Source organism: Streptomyces sp. LaBMicrA B280 (genome assembly GCF_049222185.1).
Lineage (GTDB): Bacteria > Actinomycetota > Actinomycetes > Streptomycetales > Streptomycetaceae > Streptomyces > Streptomyces murinus.
Genome location: NZ_JBMJCT010000015.1, coordinates 1 through 23,665 on the forward strand (window position 1 = coordinate 1; position 23,665 = coordinate 23,665).

At 71.9% G+C, this 23,665-nt stretch carries 19 protein-coding genes and 1 pseudogene; 12 read left to right on the plus strand and 8 right to left on the minus strand.

From position 1 onward, the window contains the following. Positions 1–542: 542 nt before the first annotated feature. Together ACLF5H_RS15205 and ACLF5H_RS15210 are read left to right on the plus strand one after the other, a co-directional pair. Positions 543–1,631: a GNAT family N-acetyltransferase gene (locus ACLF5H_RS15205; protein ID WP_421676616.1), complete on the plus strand. Its 1,089-nt coding sequence runs from the start codon at positions 543–545 to the stop codon at positions 1,629–1,631. A gap of 4 nt (positions 1,632–1,635) precedes the next feature. Next, complete coding sequence (locus ACLF5H_RS15210) at positions 1,636–2,934, plus strand: ATP-grasp domain-containing protein (protein WP_421676617.1); 1,299 nt, start codon at positions 1,636–1,638, stop codon at positions 2,932–2,934. Positions 2,935–2,989: 55 nt separating this feature from the next. Here the strand turns inward: ACLF5H_RS15210 and ACLF5H_RS15215 are convergent, their stop codons facing one another. Next, entirely contained in the window at positions 2,990–3,739 is a 750-nt protein-coding gene (locus tag ACLF5H_RS15215; protein WP_421676618.1) for a 2OG-Fe dioxygenase family protein, read from the minus strand. A 419-nt stretch (positions 3,740–4,158) separates the two neighbouring features. Between ACLF5H_RS15215 and ACLF5H_RS15220 the strand changes: the two genes are divergently transcribed. Further along, entirely contained in the window at positions 4,159–5,244 is a 1,086-nt protein-coding gene (locus ACLF5H_RS15220) for an iron-containing redox enzyme family protein (RefSeq protein WP_421676619.1), read from the plus strand. A gap of 36 nt (positions 5,245–5,280) precedes the next feature. Here the strand turns inward: ACLF5H_RS15220 and ACLF5H_RS15225 are convergent, their stop codons facing one another. After that, positions 5,281–6,756 (minus strand): MFS transporter, encoded by a 1,476-nt coding sequence (locus tag ACLF5H_RS15225; RefSeq protein WP_421676620.1) that lies wholly within the window; start codon positions 6,754–6,756, stop codon positions 5,281–5,283. 347 nt (positions 6,757–7,103) lie between these two features. Here ACLF5H_RS15225 and ACLF5H_RS15230 point away from each other — a divergent pair, with 347 nt between their 5' ends. Next, complete coding sequence (locus ACLF5H_RS15230) at positions 7,104–8,078, plus strand: methyltransferase (RefSeq protein ID WP_421676621.1); 975 nt, start codon at positions 7,104–7,106, stop codon at positions 8,076–8,078. Further along, positions 8,075–9,427 (plus strand): MFS transporter, encoded by a 1,353-nt coding sequence (locus ACLF5H_RS15235; protein WP_421676622.1) that lies wholly within the window; start codon positions 8,075–8,077, stop codon positions 9,425–9,427. The genes ACLF5H_RS15230 and ACLF5H_RS15235 overlap by 4 nt, the downstream gene beginning before the upstream one ends. A gap of 63 nt (positions 9,428–9,490) precedes the next feature. Here ACLF5H_RS15235 and ACLF5H_RS15240 read toward each other — a convergent pair whose 3' ends face one another. After that, entirely contained in the window at positions 9,491–10,348 is an 858-nt protein-coding gene (locus tag ACLF5H_RS15240; protein WP_421676623.1) for a 3-hydroxybutyryl-CoA dehydrogenase, read from the minus strand. Positions 10,349–10,521: 173 nt separating this feature from the next. Here ACLF5H_RS15240 and ACLF5H_RS15245 point away from each other — a divergent pair, with 173 nt between their 5' ends. Next, positions 10,522–11,814, plus strand: a complete 1,293-nt coding sequence (locus tag ACLF5H_RS15245) for a glycoside hydrolase family 10 protein (RefSeq protein WP_421676624.1) — start codon at positions 10,522–10,524, stop codon at positions 11,812–11,814. Positions 11,815–11,845: 31 nt separating this feature from the next. Here ACLF5H_RS15245 and ACLF5H_RS15250 read toward each other — a convergent pair whose 3' ends face one another. Both ACLF5H_RS15250 and ACLF5H_RS15255 read right to left on the minus strand, forming a co-directional pair. Then, entirely contained in the window at positions 11,846–12,043 is a 198-nt protein-coding gene (locus ACLF5H_RS15250) for a DUF1918 domain-containing protein (protein WP_037651188.1), read from the minus strand. 20 nt (positions 12,044–12,063) lie between these two features. Beyond that, positions 12,064–12,978 (minus strand): DMT family transporter, encoded by a 915-nt coding sequence (locus ACLF5H_RS15255; RefSeq protein ID WP_421676625.1) that lies wholly within the window; start codon positions 12,976–12,978, stop codon positions 12,064–12,066. Between ACLF5H_RS15255 and ACLF5H_RS15260 the strand changes: the two genes are divergently transcribed. From ACLF5H_RS15260 to ACLF5H_RS15285, 6 genes are all read left to right on the plus strand, one after another. After that, positions 12,977–14,344 carry a PLP-dependent aminotransferase family protein gene (locus ACLF5H_RS15260; protein WP_421676626.1) on the plus strand — a complete coding sequence of 456 codons (1,368 nt, stop codon included), beginning with the start codon at positions 12,977–12,979 and terminating at the stop codon, positions 14,342–14,344. The genes ACLF5H_RS15255 and ACLF5H_RS15260 overlap by 2 nt on opposite strands. 85 nt (positions 14,345–14,429) lie before the next feature. Beyond that, complete coding sequence (locus ACLF5H_RS15265; RefSeq protein ID WP_421676627.1) at positions 14,430–14,873, plus strand: GNAT family N-acetyltransferase; 444 nt, start codon at positions 14,430–14,432, stop codon at positions 14,871–14,873. A gap of 73 nt (positions 14,874–14,946) precedes the next feature. Continuing rightward, positions 14,947–15,540, plus strand: coding sequence for a histidine phosphatase family protein (locus ACLF5H_RS15270; RefSeq protein WP_421676628.1), 594 nt, complete (start codon positions 14,947–14,949; stop codon positions 15,538–15,540). 208 nt (positions 15,541–15,748) lie between these two features. Beyond that, positions 15,749–18,316 (plus strand): YfhO family protein, encoded by a 2,568-nt coding sequence (locus ACLF5H_RS15275; protein WP_421676629.1) that lies wholly within the window; start codon positions 15,749–15,751, stop codon positions 18,314–18,316. A 35-nt stretch (positions 18,317–18,351) separates the two neighbouring features. Beyond that, the gene (locus ACLF5H_RS15280) at positions 18,352–19,302 is read left to right on the plus strand and encodes a glycosyltransferase family 2 protein (RefSeq protein ID WP_421676630.1); all 951 of its coding nucleotides are present in this window, start codon (positions 18,352–18,354) and stop codon (positions 19,300–19,302) included. After that, positions 19,299–19,691, plus strand: a complete 393-nt coding sequence (locus tag ACLF5H_RS15285) for a GtrA family protein (RefSeq protein WP_037651178.1) — start codon at positions 19,299–19,301, stop codon at positions 19,689–19,691. The genes ACLF5H_RS15280 and ACLF5H_RS15285 overlap by 4 nt, the downstream gene beginning before the upstream one ends. A 25-nt stretch (positions 19,692–19,716) precedes the next feature. On the opposite strand, the gene ACLF5H_RS15290 is transcribed toward ACLF5H_RS15285, so the two are convergent. From ACLF5H_RS15290 to ACLF5H_RS15300, 3 genes and pseudogenes are all read right to left on the minus strand, one after another. Next, complete coding sequence (locus ACLF5H_RS15290; RefSeq protein ID WP_421676631.1) at positions 19,717–20,457, minus strand: LuxR C-terminal-related transcriptional regulator; 741 nt, start codon at positions 20,455–20,457, stop codon at positions 19,717–19,719. 58 nt (positions 20,458–20,515) lie between these two features. Then, positions 20,516–22,207: an amidohydrolase gene (locus tag ACLF5H_RS15295; protein WP_421676632.1), complete on the minus strand. Its 1,692-nt coding sequence runs from the start codon at positions 22,205–22,207 to the stop codon at positions 20,516–20,518. A gap of 143 nt (positions 22,208–22,350) precedes the next feature. Continuing rightward, positions 22,351–23,628 (minus strand): annotated as a pseudogene (locus tag ACLF5H_RS15300) (MFS transporter); the annotation flags it as partial. Positions 23,629–23,665 lie beyond the last annotated feature (37 nt).

Consider the following 23,665-nt stretch of genomic DNA (forward strand, 5'->3'; position numbering starts at 1 on the left):
GTGCTCGCGCGTGTGGGTCTGACGGCCGCGGACATCGCCCGCCGTGTCTCGGGTGTCTTCGCCGGTCTGGGCCGCGACGAGATGGTCTTCCCGGGCTGAGCGGCGGCACGGCCGTCCATATGAAGCCGGTCTTCGGGCCTGAAATGGGTCCCGGAGGCCGGCGCCGGGCTTTCCGGCTCGGCGGGCTGCCCCGTCTCTTTCGAGCCCGTGGCGCGATCCGGGCGAAGCTCCTCGCCGCGCGAAATATGCGCACTTCCTGCCCGTGAGCTGTATGAATGCGGCAAATATCGAGGCCGTCGAACCGTCGATTTCACGCCAATTGAAGTTCCGTCCGTCTGTTTCCGGACTGACGCATGTGGTGTAGGTTGATGCGCGACTTGAGCCATCGTGATCAAGTGTGCTCAAGGTAAACTGGTCTGCTGAACTGCCGGTCGGTACGGGGGTACTTCGATGATCTGCACGTCCGCTCCAGCCTGTTCACATGGCATTTCTCCGGTGCCGGGCCACCCCGCTGTGAGTGCGCGACCGTGGACCTGAGCACGGTGCGTCTCCCGGAAGGGGTCCGTGCGGTACGGCACGCCGCGGATCTCCCCCGGCGGGAGTGGGACGCGCTGACCCGGCCCTCCGACATCTTCCTCACCACCCGCTGGCTGGACGTGGTGGAGGAGACCGCGGGTGTCCCCATGGCCTACCTCTGGGTCGAGCGCGAGGGCCGACTCGTCGCCGGACTCGCCACGGCTCTTGCCGGTGACACCGTCCCCTGGTCCCTCGGCCGGCCCGACTATGTGCTGGAGCGCAGCGCCGAGGCGGGGCTGCCCGGTGCGAAGGAGTACCTCGCCGGTCTGCCGGACACGCCTTCCGCGGCCCTGATGCCCACACTGCTGGCGGGCGGGCGCCATCTCGGCAACACCCGTGTCCTGTACGGGACATCGGCCTCCGCCGACGACCTCGCCGCGCTCGTCGCCGGTGCGGAAGGTCTCGCCCGGGCCACCGGCGCGGCGAGCGTCTCCTTCCTCTACGTGGACGAGACGGATCACGCGTTGCGGACCGTTCTGGCCGGGCGCGGGTACGAGAACTACACCTCGGGCCGGTACAGCTCCCTGCATGTGCCGGCCGACGGCTATCCCGGGTACCTTGCCGCGATGCCGAGCAAACGGCGGGTGTCCGTCAACGCCGAGCGGCGAAGGCTGCGCGACGAGGGCTGCCGGGTCTCCCTGGAGTCCCTCGACGGCGCCGACCTCGCCCGCTTCGCCGCGCTCGAGGCGCAGCTGATGCGCAAGTACGGAATCGAGTGGCGCGACGACCAGTCGCTGCCCACCTACCTCCAGATCCGGGACCGCTTCGGGGAGGACGCCTTCGCGCTGGTCGCCCGAGCCGACGGGGCGGTCCGGGGGTTCGGCCTGATCCTGCGGCACCACCATCACTGGTACGCCCGGCAGAGCGGATTCGACTACGCCTACCAGCGCGGCAGACGGTTGCCGCTGTACTTCGAGGTCCTCTACTACCGGCTGGTGGAAGAGGCCGCCGCGGCGGGCGTCACCACCATCTACTACGGGCACGGCAGCGAGGACACCAAACGCTCACGCGGCTGCGTGGCCACGGACCAGTTCTGCTACGTGTCGCGCCTGTGAGGGCATGTCATCTGACCCACCCACCACCGAAAGGGCCGGTGTGCCACACCACAGCAAGCGCCGAGTGTTCGCGGTCGTCGAAACCTTCCTGGGGGCGTTGGGACGCACACCACTGCAGGCAGCACGCGCCCAGGGGCTGCATATCGCGTTCGTGACACGGGACATGTCCCGTTACGCGCCGAACCCCCAGGCTCGTGAGGCGTTCGAGGCCTGCGTCGACGATGTGATCGAGGCGGACCCGCACGACAGCTCCGCGGTGGTCACGGCCCTCGACCAGGCCTATGAGCGCGGCGAACTGTGCGGGATCTACACGACCATCGACCACTACGTCCCGGTCGTGGCCGAGGCCGCACGCGCGCTGGGACTGCCCGGACTCGACCCTGCCGCGGCCCATATGTGCCGCAACAAGCTGAAGACGCGCGAGGTTGCCGAGAAGGCGGGCGTGCCCGTTCCGGGGTGGGCCTGGGTCCGCACGCGGGACGAGGCGGTGGCCGCGGCCGAGCGCTTCGGGCTGCCGTGCGTGGTCAAGCCGATGACGGATGCCGGCAGTCTCGATGTCAAGCTGTGCCGCACGGTGGAGGAGGTGGCCGCGCAGTACCACACCATCGCCTCGGTCCCCACCGACTTCTTCGGCGGGCGGCGGCTGCCCGGCGCGCTCGTGGAGGAGTACCTCATCGGGTACGAAGTGAGCGTCGAGTCCTTCACCTTCCGCGGCGAGCGGTTCCTGATCGGGGTGACCGACAAGGGACTCGGTTCGCATCCGTACTTCGTCGAGACCGGAGACGTCTTCCCCTCGCTCCTCCCGCGGACCGTCCAGAAGGATCTCGTCGATACGGCGTTCGCCGCACTCGACGCCGTCGGACACGACTTCGGCTGTGCCCATGTCGAGGTCAGGATGACGGACTCGGGGCCCAAGCTCATCGAGATCAACGCCCGCATGCCCGGGGGACAGATCACCCGACTCATACGGGAGAGCACGGGGTTCCACCTCCAGCACGAGCAGGTGCGGATGCACTCCGGACAGGAACCGGATCTCACGACGCGCCCGCTCGGCTCCGCGGTGTCGCGGTTTCTCTCCGCACCCCGCGACGGCACGGTGCGTGCGGTGCACGGTCTCGACCTGCTCCGGCGGATCCCGGGAGTCGTGGAGGTGGATCTGCATGTGGCCCCCGGCGATCAGGTACGGGTCCCGGAGAACAACGTGGATCTGCTCGGCAGCATCGTGGTGTGCGGGCAGGACGGCGGGGAAGCCCTCCGCAGGGCGGACGCGGCGATCGGCCAGATCGGCATCGAGTTCGAGTGAGAGGGGCGGCGGGCAGGGCGGCAGGCCGCAGGCCACGGCCGGTTCCGCCGTGCGTTCATCCCCCGCCGTGCACGGGGTCGGTCCGCCGCTGCCCGGGTGCGTGGGTGTAGCCCAGGATGAGCACATCGCGCACCGCGGGGCGGCTCTCGTCCCTGGCCCCGACGGGCCTGACGGCATGCAGAATCTTCCGGTCCGCCCAGAACATCGTGTCCATCCGGTCCCTCAGACAGAACTCGGCGAGGAGTTCCTCGCCCTCGCTGTAGACCTGGGACTCGCCGCCCGTCACATTGAGGCGTCCCATCAGATGGATCGCGCCGTAGTCGACCTCGTCCCGGTGCGGCCCCTCCGGCGTCGGCTCACCCAGCTCTTCGGGAGTGCCGATGATCCGGAACTGGTGGCACTGGACGTCCCAGGGCTCGTCGAGGCGGCCGTCCTCCACCGGGAAGCGGGCGAAGTCGTCGCGGAGCAGGCGGGTCAGCAGCGGGTTGTCCACGGTGGAGCGGCTCAGCGGGGCCACGTCACGCTGGATGCCGCCGGCGTAGCCGTTGGCGCCCTCGGACTGGAAGTACGGACGATGGGGGTGCAGCCGGACCTCTCCCGTACGGGGCAGGAAGAAGAAGCGGTCGTAGGCCCGCTCGCGGAAACGAGCTCCGTTCCTCAGATACCGGTCGGCCCCCAAGTGCTCCCACTCGCGCGCCAGTTCCGCCACCCGAGGACGCAGCTCGGGGGCGATGGAGAGTTGCCGGGCCGGCAGCAACGCGTAACCGCGGACGCGTAGTTCGTCCCGGATGTCTGTGTGCGGCATCTCTGACTCCTCCACGAATCCACGAAGGAAGCACACTCCCGCGTACGAGGGTGCCATGAACGGCTTGGCGCGGGCACCCCCGGGACCGGAGGCGGCAGTCGTATGTGCCGCGCGCGAGCCCGCCCTCTGTGGTTTACTCCAACAGGAGTGCATACTCGGTGACTTGCTCAAGTACGAGCAGTGGTCCCAGGCGCCGCAGGCCGACCACGGCGTGAGCGGCTACCGCGCGGATCTGGATCCGCCTTCTGCCCTGTCGCCGACGTTCCCGCCTCGTGCCGACCGGAATCCACGCCTTCCGGCCCCGCCCGTGGCCGTCCGCGACCCACCATCACCCCAGACCCCCTGTCGGCGGAGCCGCGCTCCCGCTCCGCCCGTGCACCACGCGAAACCGGCTCGATTCCCAGAGACTTGGAGACGCAGTGTCCATCAACCACAGCTCCGCAACGGCCCCGGCCACGCCGGACGAACCCATGGCGATCGTGGACGAGATCTCGTCCTGGCTGGCGGTTCCGGGCGATGAGGTCGACCGCTCCCTCGCCGGTGAGCGCGAGCGGGTGGTCGCCGCGGTCACCGCCCTCAACACGGCCGCGGCCGGCAGCCCCGGCCCCGCGGCCGACCGGGCCCGCTACGCGCAGCAGCTGCTGCTGTCGCGCATCTACCGGACGGTGATGCAGATAGCCGATCACCCCACGGCCGAGGGCTCCGTCGTCCTGCACGAGGTGACCCGCCTGCTGGAGAACGCCACCATGAAGGCCGAGGACGCCCACCTGACGCCCGGTCTCATCGAGGAGGCACCGGAAGAACCCAAGCTGTTCGTGTCCTGGCTCAAGGGCCTGATACGCGAGCACCGCGCCTTCAAGCACCCGTACTACACCGAGTTCATCAACCGCGTGGCCCGGCGCGAGGACTTGCGCACCTATGTGATCCAGGAGTCGGTGGTCGACGGCCGCTTCGACGACCTGCTCGCGTTGATGCAGGTGGGAACGTCGGGCGCCGGCAAGATGGAGATCGCGAACAACTACTGGGACGAGATGGGCAACGGCGACCCCGAGGCCGTGCACACCCATCTCTTCAACAAGATCTACGAGGTGTTCGACGTCCGCGACGAGGACCTCGAGGCCGCGATGACCACGGCCGACCTGCACTCCGGCAACATCGCGGTGCTGCTGTGCCGTTACCGTCACCTCTACCCCGAGGCCGTCGGGTTCCTCGGTACGGCCGAGTGGCTGGCCCCCGACCGGTTCCGCAATGTCGTGCGGGCCTGGGAGCGGCTGGGCCTGCCCGAGGTCGGGATCACCTACCACCGGCTGCACATCACCGTCGACTCCCAGCACGCCGCCGGCTGGTTCCGCAACGTCGTGGCTCCCAGCGCCCGTTCGCCCCACATGCAGCGCGGTATCGTCCGCGGCGCGCTGTGGCGGGTGAACTCGTCGGCCCGCCACCTCGACGAACGCCTCGAACTCGCCCTGTCCGACGGCCGCCGTACGCCCGAGACCGTGGGCTGAGCCATGCCCGTGCCGGAGCGCGAAGGCGGGGGCTCGTCAGCGATCCGCCGACGAGGTCTCCGCGCGCCGCGCGGGGGGCCGTCCGATGGGCACGCAGTACAGCAGTGCCGCGGTGAGCCAGGACGCGAGCGTGACGGCGGCGCAGAGGGCGGCGAAGGCCAGGGTGTATCCCCTGGCCGGCGCCGCGCCGGCCGCGTGCGTGTGCTCGAAGGTCGCGAGGAACGGCAGCATCAGCACGGCCGTGCCCAGGGCGTTGCCGAGCCGTTGCATCGCGGTCAGCACCCCCGAGGCGCCCCCGATGTGCTGTTCCTCGACGCCTTCGAGCACGGCGTTCAGGCTCGGTGCCACGAAGAGTCCCTCGGCGAGGCCGATGACCACCATGGCCGGCAGCAGGCTGCCGGGCACACCGGCCGGTGCCGCGAGGCAGATCCACAGCGCGACACCGCTGCCGACGCCGTGCAGTACGGCACCGGAGGCCAGCACCGCGCGCGCTCCGAGCCGCCGGATGAACCGGCCCGCGAGGAACGAACTGACCGCGACCGCCGTGGCGAGCGGGGCGAAAGCGAGCCCGGCGCGCAGCGGAGGGCTCCCATAACCGTCCTGGAGCAGGATCGTGTAGCCGAGGTACAGCGGTGTCATGGTGGCCGAGAACAGCAGCACCAGCGCGGCGCCACCGGCGAAGCCGCGGCCCGCCAGCAGCTCGGCGTTCAGCAGGGTCGTGGCGCCGCGTCTGGTCCGGCGGATCTGGGTGGCGACGAACGCCGTCACCGCGGCCACCGCCACGAGCAGCACTGCCACGAGCGGGCCGGGCCAGCCGAGTTGCTGCCCCTCGATCAGCGGAACGAGCAACAGGCTCAGCGCCACCACACCGAACAGGGCACCGCCCCAGTCGATGCCGTCGGCGCCGGGAGAGCGCGATTCGGGCACCGCGCGCGAGGTGAGCAGCAGTGCGGCGATGCCGATCGGCACATTGATCAGGAACACCGGACGCCAGCCCAGCCCCAGCAGGTCGGCCTGGGTCACGGCGCCGCCCAGGATCTGCCCGAACACGCTCGCCAGCGCCTGCACCGCGCCCATGAGCCCGAACGCGCGGGCGCGCTGCTGCGGGTCCGCGAAGGATGTCCGGATGATGGCCAGCACCTGCGGCGACAGCAGGGCGGCGGCGGCGCCCTGCACCAGCCGGGCGGCGATCAACTCCCCGGCGCCATGGGCCAGTCCGCACGCCAGCGAGGCCGCCGTGAACCCGGCCAGCCCCACGGCGAACATGCGCCGCCTGCCGTAGACGTCCCCCAGCCGTCCACCGATGATCAGCCCGACCGCATAGGTCAGCGTGTAACCGGCGATGATGAACTCGGTGTCCGCGGGGCCCGCGTGCAGATCCGCCTGAATGCTCGGTGCCGCGACATTGACGATGAACGTATCCATCATGGCGATGAACGCACCGGTCAGAACGATGCCGAGGCCGAGCCAGGAACATGTGGAATCGGTCTGCGTGCTGTCGGTCACCGCCACGCGACGTACTCCCAGCGAGATCACCGCCATGCGTTGTCGAATGTCGGCGCCACCTCGGCGAAGGAGGGATCCGATCGGGCCGGAAGTGACGTGTCCCGTATATGTCGATGCCGATCGTATCCTTCCCGGTTCGCCGGCCGCGGAGAGATGTTCGCGAGTTGGCGTGTTCTTGTCAGGGAAGGATCGGTCTGGTTAGGCTTCCGACGTTCTTTGAACCCGTCCGAGTTTTGACACATTCTCAAATCAGGAATTGGGTGCGCAAAGTGATTCCCAGCGGAACGGAAAACGGCACGCGACCGACGACCAACCCGGTGGCGCTCTACCGCCTTCGGGAAGGCGTCTACGCCATGGATCTGCTCATCGCGGCGATCGTGGAACTCGACCTCTTCACCTGGATCGGCCGAAAGGGCCCGGTGCGCGTCGCGGACATCGAGAAGGAGTTTCGGCTGAACTCCCGTGCCCTCGACGTGCTCATCACCTACCTCGTCGCGCTCGGGCTGCTGGAACGCGGTCCGGAGGCGACGGTGCGGCTCGCCCCCCTGGCCGCCGAGCACCTGGTCGCCGGTTCGCCGTGGGACATGCGGGCGTACTTCGACGTGCTGAGCGAACGCCCCGGCTGCGCCGAGATGTTGACCGCCCTGCGCAGTGGGCGGACGTCCTCGTGGTCAAGTGCGCCCGACGACAACCGGGACTGGTCGGACCGTCTGGTCGATCAGTCCTGGGCGCGGCGCGTCGTCGCGTCCATGGACTCCCGCGGCCGCTTCCTCGGACCGGAGTTCGCCGCGGCCCTCGACGATCTCACCGGCATCAGCCGGTCGTTGGACATCGGCGGTGACTCGGGCGTGTACTCGTGTGCCCTGGTCGACCGCAGGCCCGAGGTGCGTGCCTCGGTACTGGAGCGCTCGCCGGTGGATCAGGTGGCCCGCGAGCTGCTGGCCGAACGCGGCTACGCCGACCGGGTGAGCGTCATCACCGGTGACATGTTCGCCGGCCCGCTGCCCACGGGATTCGACCTGCACATCTACTCGCATGTGCTGCACGACTGGTCCGAGGATCAGGTGCGTGGTCTGCTCGCGGCGTCGTACGCCGCGCTGGAGCCCGGCGGCTGGATCGTCGACCACGACGCGCACATCAACGCGGACAAGACCGGTCCGCTCTCCGTGGCCGAGTACTCGGTGACGATGATGCACGGGACAGAGGGCAAGTGCTGGGCGGTGTCGGAAATGGACACCATGCTGACCGACGCCGGGTTCGTCGATGTCCGGTACCTGGACGTCATCAGCGATCGCAGTGTGGTCATAGCGCGAAAGCCAGCGTCATGAACCCAGGTGGAGCGCTCGCGCGGGGGACGGCGAAGCCACCGGGCACTCCCGTCGACCAGCCGTACGCGCGGCGTGCGGCCGTCGCCAGCATGGTGGGTGCGGTCTTCGAGTGGTACGACTTCTATCTGTACGGCATGGCCACCGCGTTGGTGTTCAACAAGGTCTTCTTCTCGGCCCTCGATTCGACTACCGGCGTACTGGCCGCCTTCGCCACCTACGCGGTCGGCTTCGTGGCTCGTCCGCTCGGCGCCGTGCTCGCCGGCCAGATCGCCGACCGGCACGGCCGTCGGCGGGTGCTCATCCTGTCGCTGGTCACCATGGGTGTGGTCACCACCCTGGTCGGGGCGCTGCCGACCTACCGGCAGGTGGGTGTGGCGGCGCCGACGGCGCTGGTGTTCCTGCGCCTGCTCCAGGGCGTGGCGGCGGGCGCCGAGCAGGGCGGGGCCGCGGTGTTCATGATCGAGCACTCGGGTGCCCGTCGGCGCGGCAGGTGGGGCAGTCTGGCGACGTCGGGGGCGGGGCTCGGGCTGCTGTTCGCCTCGGGCGCGTTCTTCCTGCTCCAGCACTTCGTCAGCACCGCGGACATCCTGGCCGGAGCCTGGCGCATCCCGTTCCTGGTCAGCCCCGTGCTCATCATCGTCGGGCTGATCATCCGCACAACGGTCCCGGAACCGGAAGTCTTCGAGCGTACCCAGGAGATGTCCGCGACCAGCACGAACGTCATCGGCGACCTCTTCGGCAACCACCGCAGACAACTGGCACTCGGTGTGGGCCTGCGGATCTCGCAGACCACCGCGTCGTACTTCTACACCGTCTTCTCGGTGTACTACGTCGGCGTGGTGCTGGGCAAAGCGTCCTCGGTCGGGTCGGCCTCGGTGGCGATCAGCTCGGCGCTGAGTCTCGTCAGCGCACCCTTCTGGGGCGTGGTCTCGGACCGGGCCGGACGACGTGGCTGGTACCTGTTCGGCGCCATCGGCGGCGCGCTGTTCATCGCGCCGTTCTTCCTCCTCGTCGACACGAGGTCGCCGGTGCTGATCGGGTTGGGCGTGGTCTTCGGGCTGAACGTCTTCCACGACGCCATGTCCGCGCCCCAACCGGCCTGGATCAGCGAACTGTTTCCCACCGCGGTACGCGGCAGCGGTGTGGGCATGAGCTATCAGATCGGTGCCGTGCTCGGCGGGGGGATCCTGCCGCTCGTGGGGGCGTTCCTGCTGATGGCCGGCTCCGGGCGGCCATGGCTGATAGTCGCCTACTTCGTGGCCCTGTCCGTGCCGACCGTCATCGCCGCCTGCCTGGCTCCGGAGACGGGCGCCAGGACGTTCGAACAGCTGGAGCCGGTCAAGGTGTGAGCTGCCGGAAGGCGCGGCGGGTGCCACGGGGGCCACCCCGCGGCAGCGCCGCTGCCGCGCTCCCTAGTACGTGTAGAAGCCCGAGCCGGTCTTGCGGCCGAGCCGGCCCGCCTCGACCATGCGCTGGAGCAGCGGGGGAGCGGCGTACAGCGGCTCCTTGTACTCGGCGTACATCGAGTTGGCGATGGAGACGATGGTGTCCAGACCGATCAGGTCGGACAGCTTCAGCGGGCCCATCGGGTGGGCGCAGCCCATCTCCATGCCGTTGTCGATGTCCTCGCGGGCCGCGATGCCCGACTCGAACATCCGGATCGCGGAGAGCAGATAGGGCACGAGCAGCGCGTTCACCACGAAGCCCGAGCGGTCCTGGGCGCGGATGGCGTGCTTGCCGAGCGCCTTCTCGGCGAAGGCCTGGGCCCGGCTGAGGGTGCCCTCGGAGGTGGTGAGCGCGGGGATCAGCTCGACCAGCTTCTGCACCGGGGCCGGGTTGAAGAAGTGGATGCCGACGACATGGTCCGGGCGCGAGGTGGCGACCGCGAGCTTCACCAGCGGGATGGAGGAGGTGTTGGAGGCCAGGATCGCGTCCGGCCGGGTCACCACCTGGTCGAGCACCTGGAAGATCTCGGTCTTCACGGCCTCGCTCTCCACGACCGCCTCGATCACGAGGTCGCGGTCGGCGAACTCGCCGAGGTCCGTGGTGAAGCTGAGCCGCGCCTGGGTGGCGTCCCGCTCCTCCACGGAGATCTTGCCGCGCTCGGCCGCCTTGGACAGGGAGTTGTGCAGCCGGGTGCGGCCGATCTCCAGGGCCTCGCCGGTGGTCTCGGCGACCTTCACGTCCAGGCCCGCGCGGGCGCACACCTCGGCGATGCCCGCGCCCATCTGGCCGCAGCCCACGACTCCGACGCGCTCGATGTCGGTCACATCGTCCCCTTCGCTGTTCTCCGGCTTGGCTGGCAGACCTCCGGGTTCCGGCGCCTGCTCCGATCGAGCACGTTACCGCGAAGTATCGATGATCGATCGTCTGGGTGCGGGCATTCTTGGCCACGGAGACCATCCGTGACCGAGCGGATCCGGACCGTCAAGGAAAGTGGCCGATGGAACCCATCTCACGCCGGGCCTTCGCCCTGGGGACGCTGTCGGCGCTGACCACGGCGGGTTGCGGGGCGGCGACGACCGGGACCGCGGAGATCAGGCCGCCGGTCAGGAGGACCGGGGCCGAGGGCGCCACCGGCGCGCCCGGCGCCCGCGCGGCCGGCGAGATGCGGGGCGTGTGGCTGGCGACCGTCGAGAACCGGGACTGGCCCTCCCGCCCGGGCCTGACCGCCGCCACGCAGGAGAAGGAGCTGATCGCCCACCTCGACCGGGCGGTCCGCAACCGGCTGAACACCGTGCTGCTCCAGGTGCGGCCCACCGCCGACGCGCTGTGGCCCTCGCCGTACGAGCCCTGGTCCCGGTTCCTCACCGGCACCCAGGGCCGCGACCCCGGCTGGGACCCGCTGGGCACCGCCGTGCGCGAGGCCCACGCCCGGGGTCTTCAGCTGCACGCCTGGTTCAACCCGTACCGGATCGCGAACCACACCGACCCGGGCCTCCTCACCGCCACCCATCCGGCGCGGGTGCACCCCGACTGGGCGGTGCCGTACGGCGGCAAGCTCTACTACAACCCGGGCCTGCCCGAGGTGCGCGCCTTCGTCCAGCGGGCGATGCTCGACGCGGTCGCCCGCTACCCCGTCGACGCGGTCCACTTCGACGACTACTTCTACCCCTATCCCGAGGACGGGGAGACCTTCGCGGACGACGACGCGTACGCGCGCCACCGGGGCGACTTCACCGACCGGGCCGACTGGCGCAGGGCCAACATCGACCGGCTGATCACGGAGATGGCGGCGGGCATCAAGCGGGTGCGCCCCGCCGCCCGGTTCGGGATCAGCCCCTTCGGGGTGTGGCGCAACGCGTCGACCGACCCGCGCGGCTCCGACACGGACGCGGGCGCGCAGACGTACGACGACCTGTACGCCGACACCCGCGCCTGGGTCCGGCAGAACCGGATCGACTACATCGCGCCCCAGCTGTACTGGGAGATCGGCGCGAGCGGCGCGGACTACGCGACGCTGCTGGACTGGTGGGCGCGGACCGCCGAGGGCACCGGGACCCGGCTCTACATCGGCGAGGCCCTGTACCGGGCCGGGGCGTCCGGCGCGGACGGGCGCCCCGCGGCCTGGCAGGACCCGGCGGAGCTGACCCGGCACCTCACCCTCGCCGCCCGCCGTCCGCGGGTGGGCGGGCACATCTTCTTCGCCGCCGAGGACATGGCGAACGATCCGATCGGGGCGATGCGCCGCGTGGTCGCGGACCATTACGCGCAACCGGCGAGCCCGCCCCGCTGAACCGACGAAGGCGGCGCTGGGCCGTCGGCGCCTACCGCTGCCCGTCCTCCTTGTGCTTGACCTGGCAGTCGGGTCCCGGCGACATGATCGCCTCGTGCCCGTCCGTGAAACGGACCCGGTAGGGCGGATTGCCCTCCTGGCCCATCACTTCGACGACTTCGGACTCCTGGTCGTGTTGGCCGACCACCCTGCCGTGCTGGACAAGCCGGTCGCCCTTGGATGCGCGCATCTCCAGGCCCTCCTCAACGATCACGACCGCTGGGTGACGGCGATGCACACGAGCACGGCGACGGCGGTCAGGGGAGCGGCCGCCGTGAAGTGTTCGCCCAGCAGCAGCGCCGACCACACCAGTGTGAGCAGCGGCTGGGCCAACTGCAACTGGCTCGCCCTGGGCACCCCGATGGCCGCCATCCCCCGGTACCAGACGACCAGTCCGAGGAACTGCGACCCCAGCGCCACCCAGAGCAGTCCGGCGATCCCGTGCGCGGTCATCCGGTACGGCTCGTACGACAGCGCCAGCGCGGCGGCCGGCAGCGTCAGCGGCAGACACAGCACCAGCGCCCAGCCGATGACCTGCCAGCCCGGCATCTCCCGGGCCAGCAGCCCGCCCTCGGTGTATCCGGCGGCGCACACCAGCAGGGCCGCGAACAGACAGCCGTCGGCCGCGGTCAGCGCGCCCCCGCTCTGCACGGCCGTGAACGCGAGCACCGCCACCGCGCCCGCCACCGCCGCGAGCCAGAACCGGCGGGAGGGGCGGTGGCCGGTGCGCAGCGCCGAGCAGACGGCCGTGGTCAGCGGCAGCAGGCCCACCACGACGGCCGCGTGCGCGGTGGTGGAGGTGCGCAGCGCGAGCGTGGTCAGCGTCGGGAAGCCGAGGACCACACCGAGCGCCACGACGGCGAGGCCGCGCAGCCGGCGCCGTTCGGGCGGCCGTACCTTCAGGGCCAGCAGGGCGCCGCCCGCGACCAGTGCGGCCAGGACGCTGCGCACGGTCACCAGCGTCCAGGGACCGAAGCCCTCCAGGCCCCAGGCGGTGGCCGGGAAGGTGAGGGAGAAGGCGGCGACGCCGAGGGCGGCGAGCGTGGTGCCGAACGTCCGGTGCTCCGGCCGGGGAGCGGTGACCGCTATCGGGCCGGCCTCAGTAGCGCTACTCTGTATCTTCATGCAAGAGCGTAGCAGTGTGGGTGAACTGGCAGAACAGCTGCGAAGGGAGCTGGACCGCTACTCACCGGGCGGGAAGCTGCCGTCGAGTCGGGCGCTGGTCGAGCGGTTCCGGGTGAGCCCGGTGACCGTCTCCCGGGCGCTCGCCCAGCTGGCCGCCGAGGGTCTGGTCGTCACCCGGCCCGGCGCGGGCGCCTTCCGGGCCCGGCCGCGCACCCCCGAGGCACCGGCCGGGGACACCTCCTGGCAGGAGGTCGCGCTGAGCGCCGACGGCGCCGCCGACCTCGTACCGCGCACGGTGGACGCCACCGGGGTCACCGTCTCGCTCGCCGCCCCGCCGCCCGGGGTGCTGGAGTTCAACGGCGGCTATCCGCACCCCTCGCTCCAGCCCGAGCAGGCCATGGCGGCGGCGCTCGCCCGCGCGGGGCGGCGCCCCGGCGCCTGGGGGCGGCCGCCGCTGGAGGGGCTGCCGGAGCTGCGCGAGTGGTTCGCGCGGGAGATCGGCGGCGCGGTCACCCCGCCCGGCGCCCCGGTGCTGGTCGAGTCGCCCACCTACCCCGGCATGCTGGCCCTCGCCCGCGCGGGCGGGCTGCGCCCGGTGCCGGTGCCGGTGGACCGCGACGGCGTACGGCCCGAGCTGCTCGCGGACGCCTTCCGGGCCACCGGCGCCCGGGTGTTCGTCTGCCAGCCCCTCTTCCAGAACCCGACCGGCGCGGTCCTCGCCCCCGGCCGGCGCGCCGAGGTGCTGGGCATCGCCCGCGCGGCCGGCGCCTTCGTCGTGGAGGACGACTTCGTACGACGCCTGGTGCACGCCGACGCGGGCCCGCTGCCCCGCCCGCTGGCCGCCGACGACCCGGACGGCGTGGTGGTGCACGTCGGCTCGCTGACCAAGGCGACCTCGCCCAGCTTCCGGGTGAGCGCGCTCGCCGCGCACGGCCCGGTGCTCGAACGACTGCGCGCCATCCAGGTGGTGGACTCCTTCTTCGTGCCCCGCCCGCTCCAGGAGGCCGCCCTCGAACTGGTCGGCTCCCCGGCCTGGCCCCGCCATCTGCGCACCCTGTCGGGGGAGTTGAAGGAACGCCGGGACGCCATGACGAGCGCGCTCGCGCTGCGGCTGCCCGAACTCGCCCTGCCGCACGTCCCATCGGGCGGCTATCACCTGTGGGCCAGGCTGCCGGAGGGCACCGACGACGACGCGTTCAGCGCCGCCGCCCTGCGCGCGGGCGTGGCCCTCACCCCGGGCCGCCCCTACTTCAGCGCCGAACCCCCGGCGCCCTACGTCCGGTTGAGCTTCGCGGCGGTGGCGGGCCTCGGGGAGATCACGGAGGGGGTACGGCGGCTGCGGGCGGCGTGCGACGAGGTGCTTTAGGGGGGTTGGCACACGGGGAGTGACCGGGTGTCGTACAGGAGTTAACGGCTCGCCCCGGTACCCGGCGGCCTGCGACGATCGCGGGATGAGTGACGCATCCCGGCTCCGGCTCCCCGACGGCTACGAGTTCTCCACCGACACCGCCCGCGTCGATGTCGACCTGGTCCACCGCTGGCTGTCGACCGACGCCTACTGGGCGAGCGGCCGCACCCGCGCGAAGCACGAGGAGGCCATGGCGTCCTCGATCAACTTCGGCGTCTACGACACGGCCTCCGGCGCCCAGGTCGCCTATGCGCGCGGGGTCACCGACCGGGCGCTGTTCGCCTGGCTCGCCGATGTGTACGTCGACCGCTCGGTGCGCGGCAAGGGCGTGGGCACCGCCTTCGTCGCCGGGGTCCGCGACCACCTCGCGTCGTTCGGCGTCCGCCGCATCCTGCTCGCCACCGCGGACGCGCACGGGGTCTACGAGCGGCTGGGCTTCACGCCGCTGGAGGACCCCGGAACCTGGATGGTCCACCGCTTCGAGTGAGCGGGCGCTCACCGCCGGTACAGCACCGGCGGAAGACCTTGACCTGTGCCCGTCACGGCCGCACCATCACCGCATGCCACTGAGGGTGACGTTCGTCGCCGCCGCGCGCAGCGCGCCGCTGCTCGCGGAGCGGTTCGACGACGACCGGCCGCTGGACCAGTCCGGCTGGGACGAGGTGCGGCGCGCCGCCGGCGAACTGGTGCCGCTGGCCGCCGCCGAGCTGCGCTACTGCTCGCCGACCCGGCGCAGCCGCGCCACCGGCGACGCCCTGGGCTATGCCCCGCTGGCCCAGCTCGCGCTGCGCGACTGCGACATGGGGCGCTGGCGCGGGCTGACCCTGGGCGAGGCGATGGCCCGGGAACCGGCGGCGGTGGACGCCTGGCTCGCCGACCCGCGCGCCACCCCGCACGGCGGCGAGTCCCTGCTCGCCTTCATCTCCCGGGCCGGCGGCTGGCTCGACACCCGCCCCGCCGACGACGGCGCCCGGGTCGTCGCGGTGGCCGAGCCCGCGGTGATCCGCGCGGCCCTCGTCTACGCCCTGAAGGCGCCGCCCGCCACCTACTGGAGCCTCGACATCCGCCCCCTGTCGACCACCACCCTCACCGGCCACCGGGGCCGCTGGAACCTCCGCTTCGAGGGCCCGGCCGTACGGGCACCCCAGCTCTAGGGGCACCCCCAGGGTCACGTCACCTTGAAAACACCTGTGAATAACGCGCAGGAAAGGTCGAGTTTCCCGGCCGGACATCACGCCGCTCAATTTCCGGTGAGGTTCGCTGTAAAACGCATCAACTTCCGTTGAGAGCACAACCGATCGGAATGCTGTCCCGTCTAGGTTGGCGAAATCCAAGGTGAATTCACTGGGGGTCTGCCGACCGATGGACCGTTCGACCGTGCCGGGTGCGAGGCGCCGGGCCGCCGCGGCACTCGCCGCCCTCGTGGCGGGCGTGGCACTGTGCGCCGGTGATCTGCTGGCCGGTGACTTTCCCTTCGGCGCCCGCACCCGCAGCGTCAACGACCTGGGCAATCAGTACGTGCCCCTGCACGCCCACCTCTGGGACCTGCTGCACGGCAGGGCGGACGGCGGGCTGCTGGTCAACTGGCAGTCCGGGTACGGCTCCAGCTTCCTGCCGGACTTCGGCACCTATCTCTCCAGCCCGTTCGCACCGCTCGTCGCGCTCTTCCCGCGCGACCGGATCGACCTCGCCGTATATGTGATCACCGTCCTGAAGATCGCGAGCGCCGCGGCCGCGATGGCCTGGCTGCTGCTCCGGCTGCGGCCCGGCCGCTGGTGGGCGGCGGCGCTGCTCGGGGCGTCGTACGCGCTGTGCGGCTGGACGCTCGCCGCGGACTACAACCCGATGTGGCTCGACGGGCTGATCGCGCTGCCGCTGCTCTGCCTGGTCGGCGAGTGGGCCCTGGCCGGACGGCACCGGGTCCTCGGGGTGCTGATCGTCGCGCTCGCCTGGAGCGCCAACTTCTACACCGCCTACATGGCCACCCTCGGCGCCGGGCTCGTGCTGCTGCTACGGCTGCTGCTCACCGCCCCACCGCGCCGGCAGGCCCTGGCCGCCACCGGCCGCGCCGTGCTCACCGTCGTCCTCGGCACGGGTCTCGCCGCCCCGCTGCTCACGGTCGTCTACCTGGGCACCGAGCACGCCTACCCGGGCCGCCTCGCCCGGTTCCATCCGGTCCCGGCCGAGAACCTGCTGGCCCGGCTGCTCCCGGCGACGTACGACTACAGCTCCCCGGCGCTCTACGTCGGCACCACCACCCTGCTCCTCGCCCTCGCCCTGCCCTTCCACCGGGCCGTCCCCGGCCGTGTCCGCGCCGGATGGACCGCGCTGGTGCTCCTGGTGGCCCTCTCCCTGCAATGGGCGCCCACCAGCCTGGCCTGGCACGCCTTCGCCGTCCCGCAGGGCAGCTCCTACCGGCAGAGCTTCGTGCTGTGCGGGCTGCTGGTCATCGCCGCCTGGCACGCGCTGTCGTACGGCCCGCCAAGGCTCCCCGCCCTCGGCGCGGCCGGGGCCCTGCTCGCCCTGGTCGTCGCCGCCGCGAGCCGCACGAAGCTGGTCCACGCGCACACCTGGCCCGTCCTGCTGCTCGGCGTCGCCGGGGCGCTCACCGGGCTCCTCCTGCTGCGCCGCAGCGGGGAGCGCGGCCGACTCGCCGTACTGGCCGTGCTGGTGCTGCTCGGCGCGCAGGCGGGGGAGAGCGCCGCCAGTGCCGCCGTGGCGAGCGGGCTGCGCCTCAAGCACCTGGACGACTACGCGCCCTGGGGGCCCCGGCAGCGGCTCCAGGCCGCGGCGATCGCCCGCGCCGACGGCTGGCCCCGCTACCGCACCGACCCCGGCCGTGAACAGACCGTCGCCAACGACCCGTTGGCGGTCGGCGGCCAGGGTGCCGCCTACTACAGCAGCCTGACCTCGGACGTTCTGACCCGCACCCTCACCGCCCTCGGCGGTGGCTGGACCTCGGGCGGCCGGGGCGTGCAGAGCCTGGACAACGCCGTCACCGACGTGCTCTTCTCCGTCGGCGCCCGGGTGCACAGCCCGCCCGACCCGCACCTGACCCACCTGCCCGAGGACACCGCCGCGCCGACCGTCACCCGGCGGGACGTGCCGCCCCTGGTGACCGTGCGGGCCCGCCCCGACCACGCCGCCTTCGGCTCCTCGCCGTACCGCAACCAGGAACTGCTGCTCGGCAGCCGCGTCTACACCGTGCCCCGGATCACCGTGCGGGGCGACGACGGAACACCCGTACCCGGCCGCCGGGTCGGCTCGGGCGACGCGCTGACCGGTCCGACCGTCGGCGCCCGCTGCCCGGCCGGCACCCAGGTGTACCTGGCCGCCCCGCGGTTCTCCGGCACCGCCCAGCTCGCCGGGGGCTCGCGGAGCGCCGCCCCGTTCCACTACGACCAGGGGCGTGCCACGGCCGCCATGGAGCCGCTGGGCCGTACCCCCGCCTCCGGACGGATACGGATCGACCTGGTCCCCGACCGGCCCGGCCGCATCCCGCCCGGCGCCGTCGGCTGCCTGGACACCGCCCGGCTGAGCACCGCCGCCGCCCGCCTCAAGGCCACCGGCGCCACCTCGGTCACCGTCGCCGACAACACCGTGCGCGCCCAACTCCCCGCGGGAAGCAGGGGACTCGCCGTCCTCGCCGCGCCCCGCATCGCCGGCTGGCGATGCGGGGCGGGGGACGGCCCGGCCCGCCCCGCCCGGCAGTACCACGGACTGATCGCCGTCCCCCTGGACGGCACCGAGACCAGCCTGACCTGCACCTTCCACCCACCCGGCCGCCATCTCGGCACAGCCGTCGGCCTCGCCTCGCTCGCGGCACTCCTGCTGCTCACCGCCGCGAGCGCCGTCCGCCGCCGACGCGTGCCGACACCCGCCCCGACCACACCACCGGCACCGCGCGAGCGCGTGACAGCCGCGCCCTGACCGCGATCCGACCGCGCCCCTGGGGGACCTCCGCCATGCTGATATCGATCGTCGCGCCCTGCTACAACGAGGAAGACGTCCTGGAACGCTTCCACGAAGCCGTCCAGGAGATCGCCGATGAACTGCTGCCACTCGGCCACGACATGGAGTTCGTGTACGTCGACGACGGCAGCCGCGACCGCACCCTCACCGTCCTCGAACGCCTCGCCGCCCGCGACCAGCGGGTGCGTTACGTCTCCTTCAGCCGCAACTTCGGCAAGGAAGCCGCCCTGTTGGCCGGGCTGCGGCACGCCTCCGGCGACTCGGTCGTCGTCATGGACGCCGACCTCCAGCACCCGCCCGAGCTGATCGCCCGCATGGTCCGGCTGCGCGAACAGGGCTACGACCAGGTCATCGCGCGCCGCTCCCGCACCGGCGACCGCCTCAGCCGGACCCTCACCGCCCGCCTCTACTACCGACTCGTCAACCGCCTGGTCGACGTCGAACTCATGGACGGCGTCGGGGACTTCAGGCTGCTGTCCCGCCGGGTGGTGGACGCGGTGCTCGGCCTGACCGAGTACAACCGCTTCTCCAAGGGCCTGTTCGCCTGGGTCGGCTTCCCCAGCACCACCTTCGCGTACGAGAACGCCGTGCGCGAGGCCGGCCGCAGCTCCTGGAACCTGCGCGGACTGCTCAACTACGGCCTGGACGGCGTCCTCTCCTTCAACAACCGCCCGCTGCGCGCCGCCCTCTGGCTCGGCGTCAGCCTGCTGCTGTGCGCCGGTGTCTACACCGCCTGGATCGTGGTCGCCGCGCTGCTGCACGGCGTGCAGACACCCGGATATGTCACCATCATCACCGCGGTCACCGCCCTCGCCGGTGTACAGATGGTCATGCTGGGAGTGATCGGCGAGTACACCGGCCGCATCTACTACGAGGTGAAGGGCCGCCCGCACTTCCTGGTGAAGGCGACCAATGTGGAACGGACGAAAGATCTCATTCCTTGATAGCGCGACAGATCATCACCTTCGCCGTGGTCGGCGTGCTCAACACGGCCGTCTACTACGGTCTTTACCTGCTCTTCCTGACCTGGCTGCCGTATCTCGCCGCGCATGTTCTCGCATTCGCGCTGAGCATGGTCGGTTCCTTTTTCCTCAACGCGCGGTTCACCTATCGCATCCGCCCGACCTGGCGGAAATTCCTGCTGTTCCCGCTGACCAACGCGGCGAATTTCGTGATCACCACGGTGGGTGTGTATGTGATCGTGGACGTCCTGGGCGCCGGCAGCCGCTTCGCCCCCCTGCTCGCCTCGGCGGCGGCGATCCCGATCACCTTCGTGGTGTCCCGGTGGATCATGCTGCCGGGCGCGTCGCCGCGGGTGGCGGTCGAGAAGTGACCGAGGCGGGCCCACCCCGGTGACGTCAGCGGGCCGCCCCGATGCCCCCGGCGGCGGCCCGGGCGGCGGCGGCCGCGCGGTTGGGCAGGTCGAGCTTGGCGAGGATGTGCTCGACATGGGTGCCGACCGTGCGGGGCGTGATGTACAGGCGCTCGGCGATCTCGCGGTTGGTGCGGCCGGAGGCCAGTTCGGCCAGTACCTGGAGTTCCCGGGGCGAGAGCCGCCGCAGATCGGGGGGCCGGGTGTCCGGGCGCGGCTCCGCAGGGTGCCGTACCTCCGCACCGGCGGCCACGGTCGCCGCGAGGGACTCGGTCAGCAGCGTGACCACGGCGCGTGCCGGATCGGGGGCGCGGCGCGGCCGCCGGGTGCTGATGTTGAGCATGCCGACGTACCGGCCGTCGGCCGCGAACAGGCACTGGGCCACGCCGTCCGTGATGCCGAGCGGGCGCAGCACGTCCCGGAAACCCGGTGAGGACGCGAGGAGGGGCGGGGGCACGTCCCGGAGCCAGAGCCCGTCCCGCTCCGGGCCCCGGAGCACGGCGAACACCGGGTCCCGGTGCAGCAGGGTCTCGATGTAGGCCGTGGCGGCGTCCGGGTAGCTCCCGGCGAGGGTGGTGTGGCGTCGTCGTACCGGATCCCAGCGGGTGAGGGACGCGTGGTCGTACTCCATCACCTCGGACAGCGCGGCCAGGACCGTCGCCGCGCCGGTGGCGGTGCCTGCGGCCTCCCGGGCGGCCGCGCGGACCTGGAGGGCCGCGTCCAACATATCCGCCGTGCTCCGTCGCGCTGCCACCCCTCAAGGATGATCATGTGCCCGGAATACGTCAATCGCGCAGGACGTCGTGCACGACCCGCCCGTCCATCATGGTGAGGACGACGGGCATGCCGGGGATGTCATGGGGGTCGGCGGTGAGTAGATCCCCGTCCAGGACGCACAGGTCGGCGGCCTTGCCGACCTCCAGGGAGCCCTTCCAGCCGTCGGCGAAGTCCTGCCAGGCCGCGTCGATCGTGTAGGTGCGCAGCGCCTCGGCGAGCCCGATCCGCTGCTCGGGACCGCTGACCCGGCCGGCCGCCTTGGACTCGCGCAGCATCATGGTGGCCAGACCCTGGCGCCAGTCCGGCGCGGTGACCGGCGCGTCCGAACCGCTCGCGACCCGCACCCCGGCGTCGAGCGCGTCGCGGTACGGCCACGCGTACGCGGCCCGCCGGGCGCCGACGAACTCCTCCTCCAGGTCGGCGACGGTCCACTTGATGGTGGGGTTCATGTTGACCCCGAAACCATGCGCGGCCAGCACCTTCATGCTGTGCGCGGTGAGGAAGTCGCCGTGGATGACGTAGTGCCGGGCGTCATCGCGCGGGCGTTCGGCCTGGGCCGCCGCGAAGGCGTCCGCGACGGTGTCGATGGCCCGGTCGCCGGTGACGTGCACGCCTATCTGGTGCCCGGCGGCATGGGCGTGCCGGATCATGGCACCGATCTCCGCGATCCGTTCGGCGTCGCTCTCCCCGCCGACACACAGCGAGCCGCAGCCGCCGCCGAGGTACGGCTCGTGCATCCAGGCCGTCCTGTTGGGCACGACGCCGTCGCCGAAGATCTTGACGCCGTGGATCGCGAGCCGCCGCGGATCCGCGCTCCCCGGGCCGAACTCCCCGAGGCCGCGCGCGAATTCATCCGCGCCGCCCGCCATCCCGGTGGGCAGCAGCAGTACGCCGACCCGGGCCGTCAGCTCGTCCTCGGCCAGCAACCGGCGGTACGCGTCGAGGGTCCCGGTGCCGAGCGCGCCCCGCATGATCCCGTCGCCCCCGGGACCGAGCCCCGGTTCGGTGTAGCTGGTCACCCCGAGGCGGGCCAGCGCGCCGAGCGCCGACCTGATCGCGTCGGTGCGCTCCTGCCCGCTGAGCGGCGGCAACGCGTTCTGCACCAGGGCCTGTGCCCCCTCGTGCAGCAGCCCGGTCGGCTCGCCCGCGCCGTCCACGACGACGCCCGGTACGACGCTGTCCCGGTCGAGCCCGATCAGCTCCAGCGCCCGGGAGTTGACCCAGGTGGCGTGCCCGGAGAAGGAGTACAGCACGACGGGACGGTCCCCGCTCGCGGCGTCGAGGTCGTGCCGCGAGGGCAGCCGAGCCGGATCGCCCGCGCACTCCTTCAGATACCCGGTGTCCCACCCGTGCCCGGTGAGCCACCGCCCGCCCGGCACCCCTGCGACGGCCGCCCGCACCGCGTCGGCCACGTCGGCGAGCGAGGACACGGCCGGATGCCCCACGTCGACGGACATCGGCGGGGTCGCCATGCCGAAGGCACACCCGTGCAGATGGGAGTCGTTGATCCCCGGCAGCAGCGTCCCGCCGCGCAGCTCCACGACCCGGGTCCGGGGCCCGACGAGAGCCGCGACCTCCGCCCGCTCTCCGACGGCACAGATCACCCCACCGCGCACCGCGAGCGCCGACGCCAGGGAGAACCCGGCATCCACCGTGACCACCGTCCCACCGACGAACACCAGATCCGCGTACGCGTCCACCAAAAGCCCCTTCCACGACCGGACAACCTCCGAGGAACTATCTCCGCCCCGCAGCCCCGGGCACATCGGTCATCCCACCGATACCGAGGCGGTACGACGACGTCAGCGGGAGCGGCCGTGGGCGCCCGTGGCGGCAGGGGGGTCCGGCGGCGCGGCGGGGTCCGGTCCAGGCGGCCGAGCGGGGACAGGGCCATCACGACCGGGGACAGCAGCATGCCCGCGGCCGTCACGAGGAGGCCGGTGCGCGTGCCCCAGGCGTCCGCGAGGAGGCCGCCGAGCAGGGAGCCGAGCGGGGTCAGGCCCATGCCGGCGCAGTTGATCGTCGCGGCGGCCCGGCCCTGCATCCCGTCCGGGGTGACGGTCTGCCGTACGGCCATGAGCATGACGTTCACCAGCTGGCCGCAGGTCCCGAAGACCACGTTGACCGCGAGCAGCGCCGGAACCGTCACCGCGGGGGAGCCGTGCAGCGCGGGCACGAGCAGGAACGCGCCGTCGCCGAGCGCCGCCGCCGACAGCAGTACGGCGCCCCGCCCGAAGCGGCCCGGCAGACGGGCGGCCAGCAGCGAGCCGAGGAGCGCGCCGGGCCCCGCCGCCGCGAGCACCGACCCGACGACGGTGCCCGGCAGCCGCAGCTCCCGGGGCAGGAACAGCAGACAGCAGGTCGTCACGGCCGAGAAGAAGAACTGGAAGGCGGCCGAGGCGAGGCACACGGCCCGCAGCGTGGCGTCACCGGCGACGAAGCGCAGGCCCTCATGGATGTGCCGCCCGATCCGGGGCGGGTGCGCCGGGCGTTCCGGGACGGACTCGTGGCGGCCGATCCGGCGGACCGACAGGATCGACAGCGTGAAGAACAACGCCCCGGCGGCGGCCGCGATCGGCGCCGACAGCGCGGTCACCAGCGCGCCGCCGAGGGCGGGACCGCCGATCCGTGCGGCGGACCGGCTGCCTTCGAGTGCGCTGTTGCCCCGTACCAGCTGATCGCGCGCCACCAGCCGTACCAGGGACGCCTGGTAGGCCACGTCGAAGAACACGGACAGCGCCCCGACGGCGAAGGCGACCACGAACAGCGCCGGCAGACCGAGCCCGCCCAGCAGGCCCGCCACCGCGACGGCGGCCAGCGCCAGCGCCCGTCCGGCGTCGGCCGGAACCATCAGCGCCCGCGGCCGCCATCGGTCCACCCAGGCACCGACGAACAGCGACAGCGGCAGGATCGGCGCCTGTTCCACGGCGCGCAGGGCGCCCAGCTGACCGGCACCGGCGTGGAGCGTCAGGACGGCGAAGAGCGGCAGCACCACCAGGCTTGTGTGCTCGCCCAGTTGGGAGACCGTCTGGCCCACCCAGAGCCGACGGAAGTCGCGATCGCGCCACAGCGTCGACGGAGCACCGGGTACGGCGGCGGGAGAAGGGGAAGCGGACGGCACGGGTGAGGGCCCCTCGGAGCAGCCGGAGACGAGTCCC

What these genes read in the sequence shown, in the direction of transcription:
- ACLF5H_RS15210 (WP_421676617.1), top strand. Translation starts at nt 1,636, where the DNA reads ATGTCATCTGACCCACCCACCACCGAAAGGGCCGGTGTGCCACACCAC.
- ACLF5H_RS15215 (WP_421676618.1), bottom strand. Translation starts at nt 3,739, where the DNA reads ATGCCGCACACAGACATCCGGGACGAACTACGCGTCCGCGGTTACGCG.
- ACLF5H_RS15230 (WP_421676621.1), top strand. Translation starts at nt 7,104, where the DNA reads ATGGATCTGCTCATCGCGGCGATCGTGGAACTCGACCTCTTCACCTGG.
- ACLF5H_RS15235 (WP_421676622.1), top strand. Translation starts at nt 8,075, where the DNA reads ATGAACCCAGGTGGAGCGCTCGCGCGGGGGACGGCGAAGCCACCGGGC.
- ACLF5H_RS15245 (WP_421676624.1), top strand. Translation starts at nt 10,522, where the DNA reads ATGGAACCCATCTCACGCCGGGCCTTCGCCCTGGGGACGCTGTCGGCG.
- ACLF5H_RS15250 (WP_037651188.1), bottom strand. Translation starts at nt 12,043, where the DNA reads ATGCGCGCATCCAAGGGCGACCGGCTTGTCCAGCACGGCAGGGTGGTC.
- ACLF5H_RS15260 (WP_421676626.1), top strand. Translation starts at nt 12,977, where the DNA reads ATGCAAGAGCGTAGCAGTGTGGGTGAACTGGCAGAACAGCTGCGAAGG.
- ACLF5H_RS15255 (WP_421676625.1), bottom strand. Translation starts at nt 12,978, where the DNA reads ATGAAGATACAGAGTAGCGCTACTGAGGCCGGCCCGATAGCGGTCACC.
- ACLF5H_RS15265 (WP_421676627.1), top strand. Translation starts at nt 14,430, where the DNA reads ATGAGTGACGCATCCCGGCTCCGGCTCCCCGACGGCTACGAGTTCTCC.
- ACLF5H_RS15270 (WP_421676628.1), top strand. Translation starts at nt 14,947, where the DNA reads ATGCCACTGAGGGTGACGTTCGTCGCCGCCGCGCGCAGCGCGCCGCTG.
- ACLF5H_RS15275 (WP_421676629.1), top strand. Translation starts at nt 15,749, where the DNA reads ATGGACCGTTCGACCGTGCCGGGTGCGAGGCGCCGGGCCGCCGCGGCA.
- ACLF5H_RS15280 (WP_421676630.1), top strand. Translation starts at nt 18,352, where the DNA reads ATGCTGATATCGATCGTCGCGCCCTGCTACAACGAGGAAGACGTCCTG.
- ACLF5H_RS15290 (WP_421676631.1), bottom strand. Translation starts at nt 20,457, where the DNA reads ATGTTGGACGCGGCCCTCCAGGTCCGCGCGGCCGCCCGGGAGGCCGCA.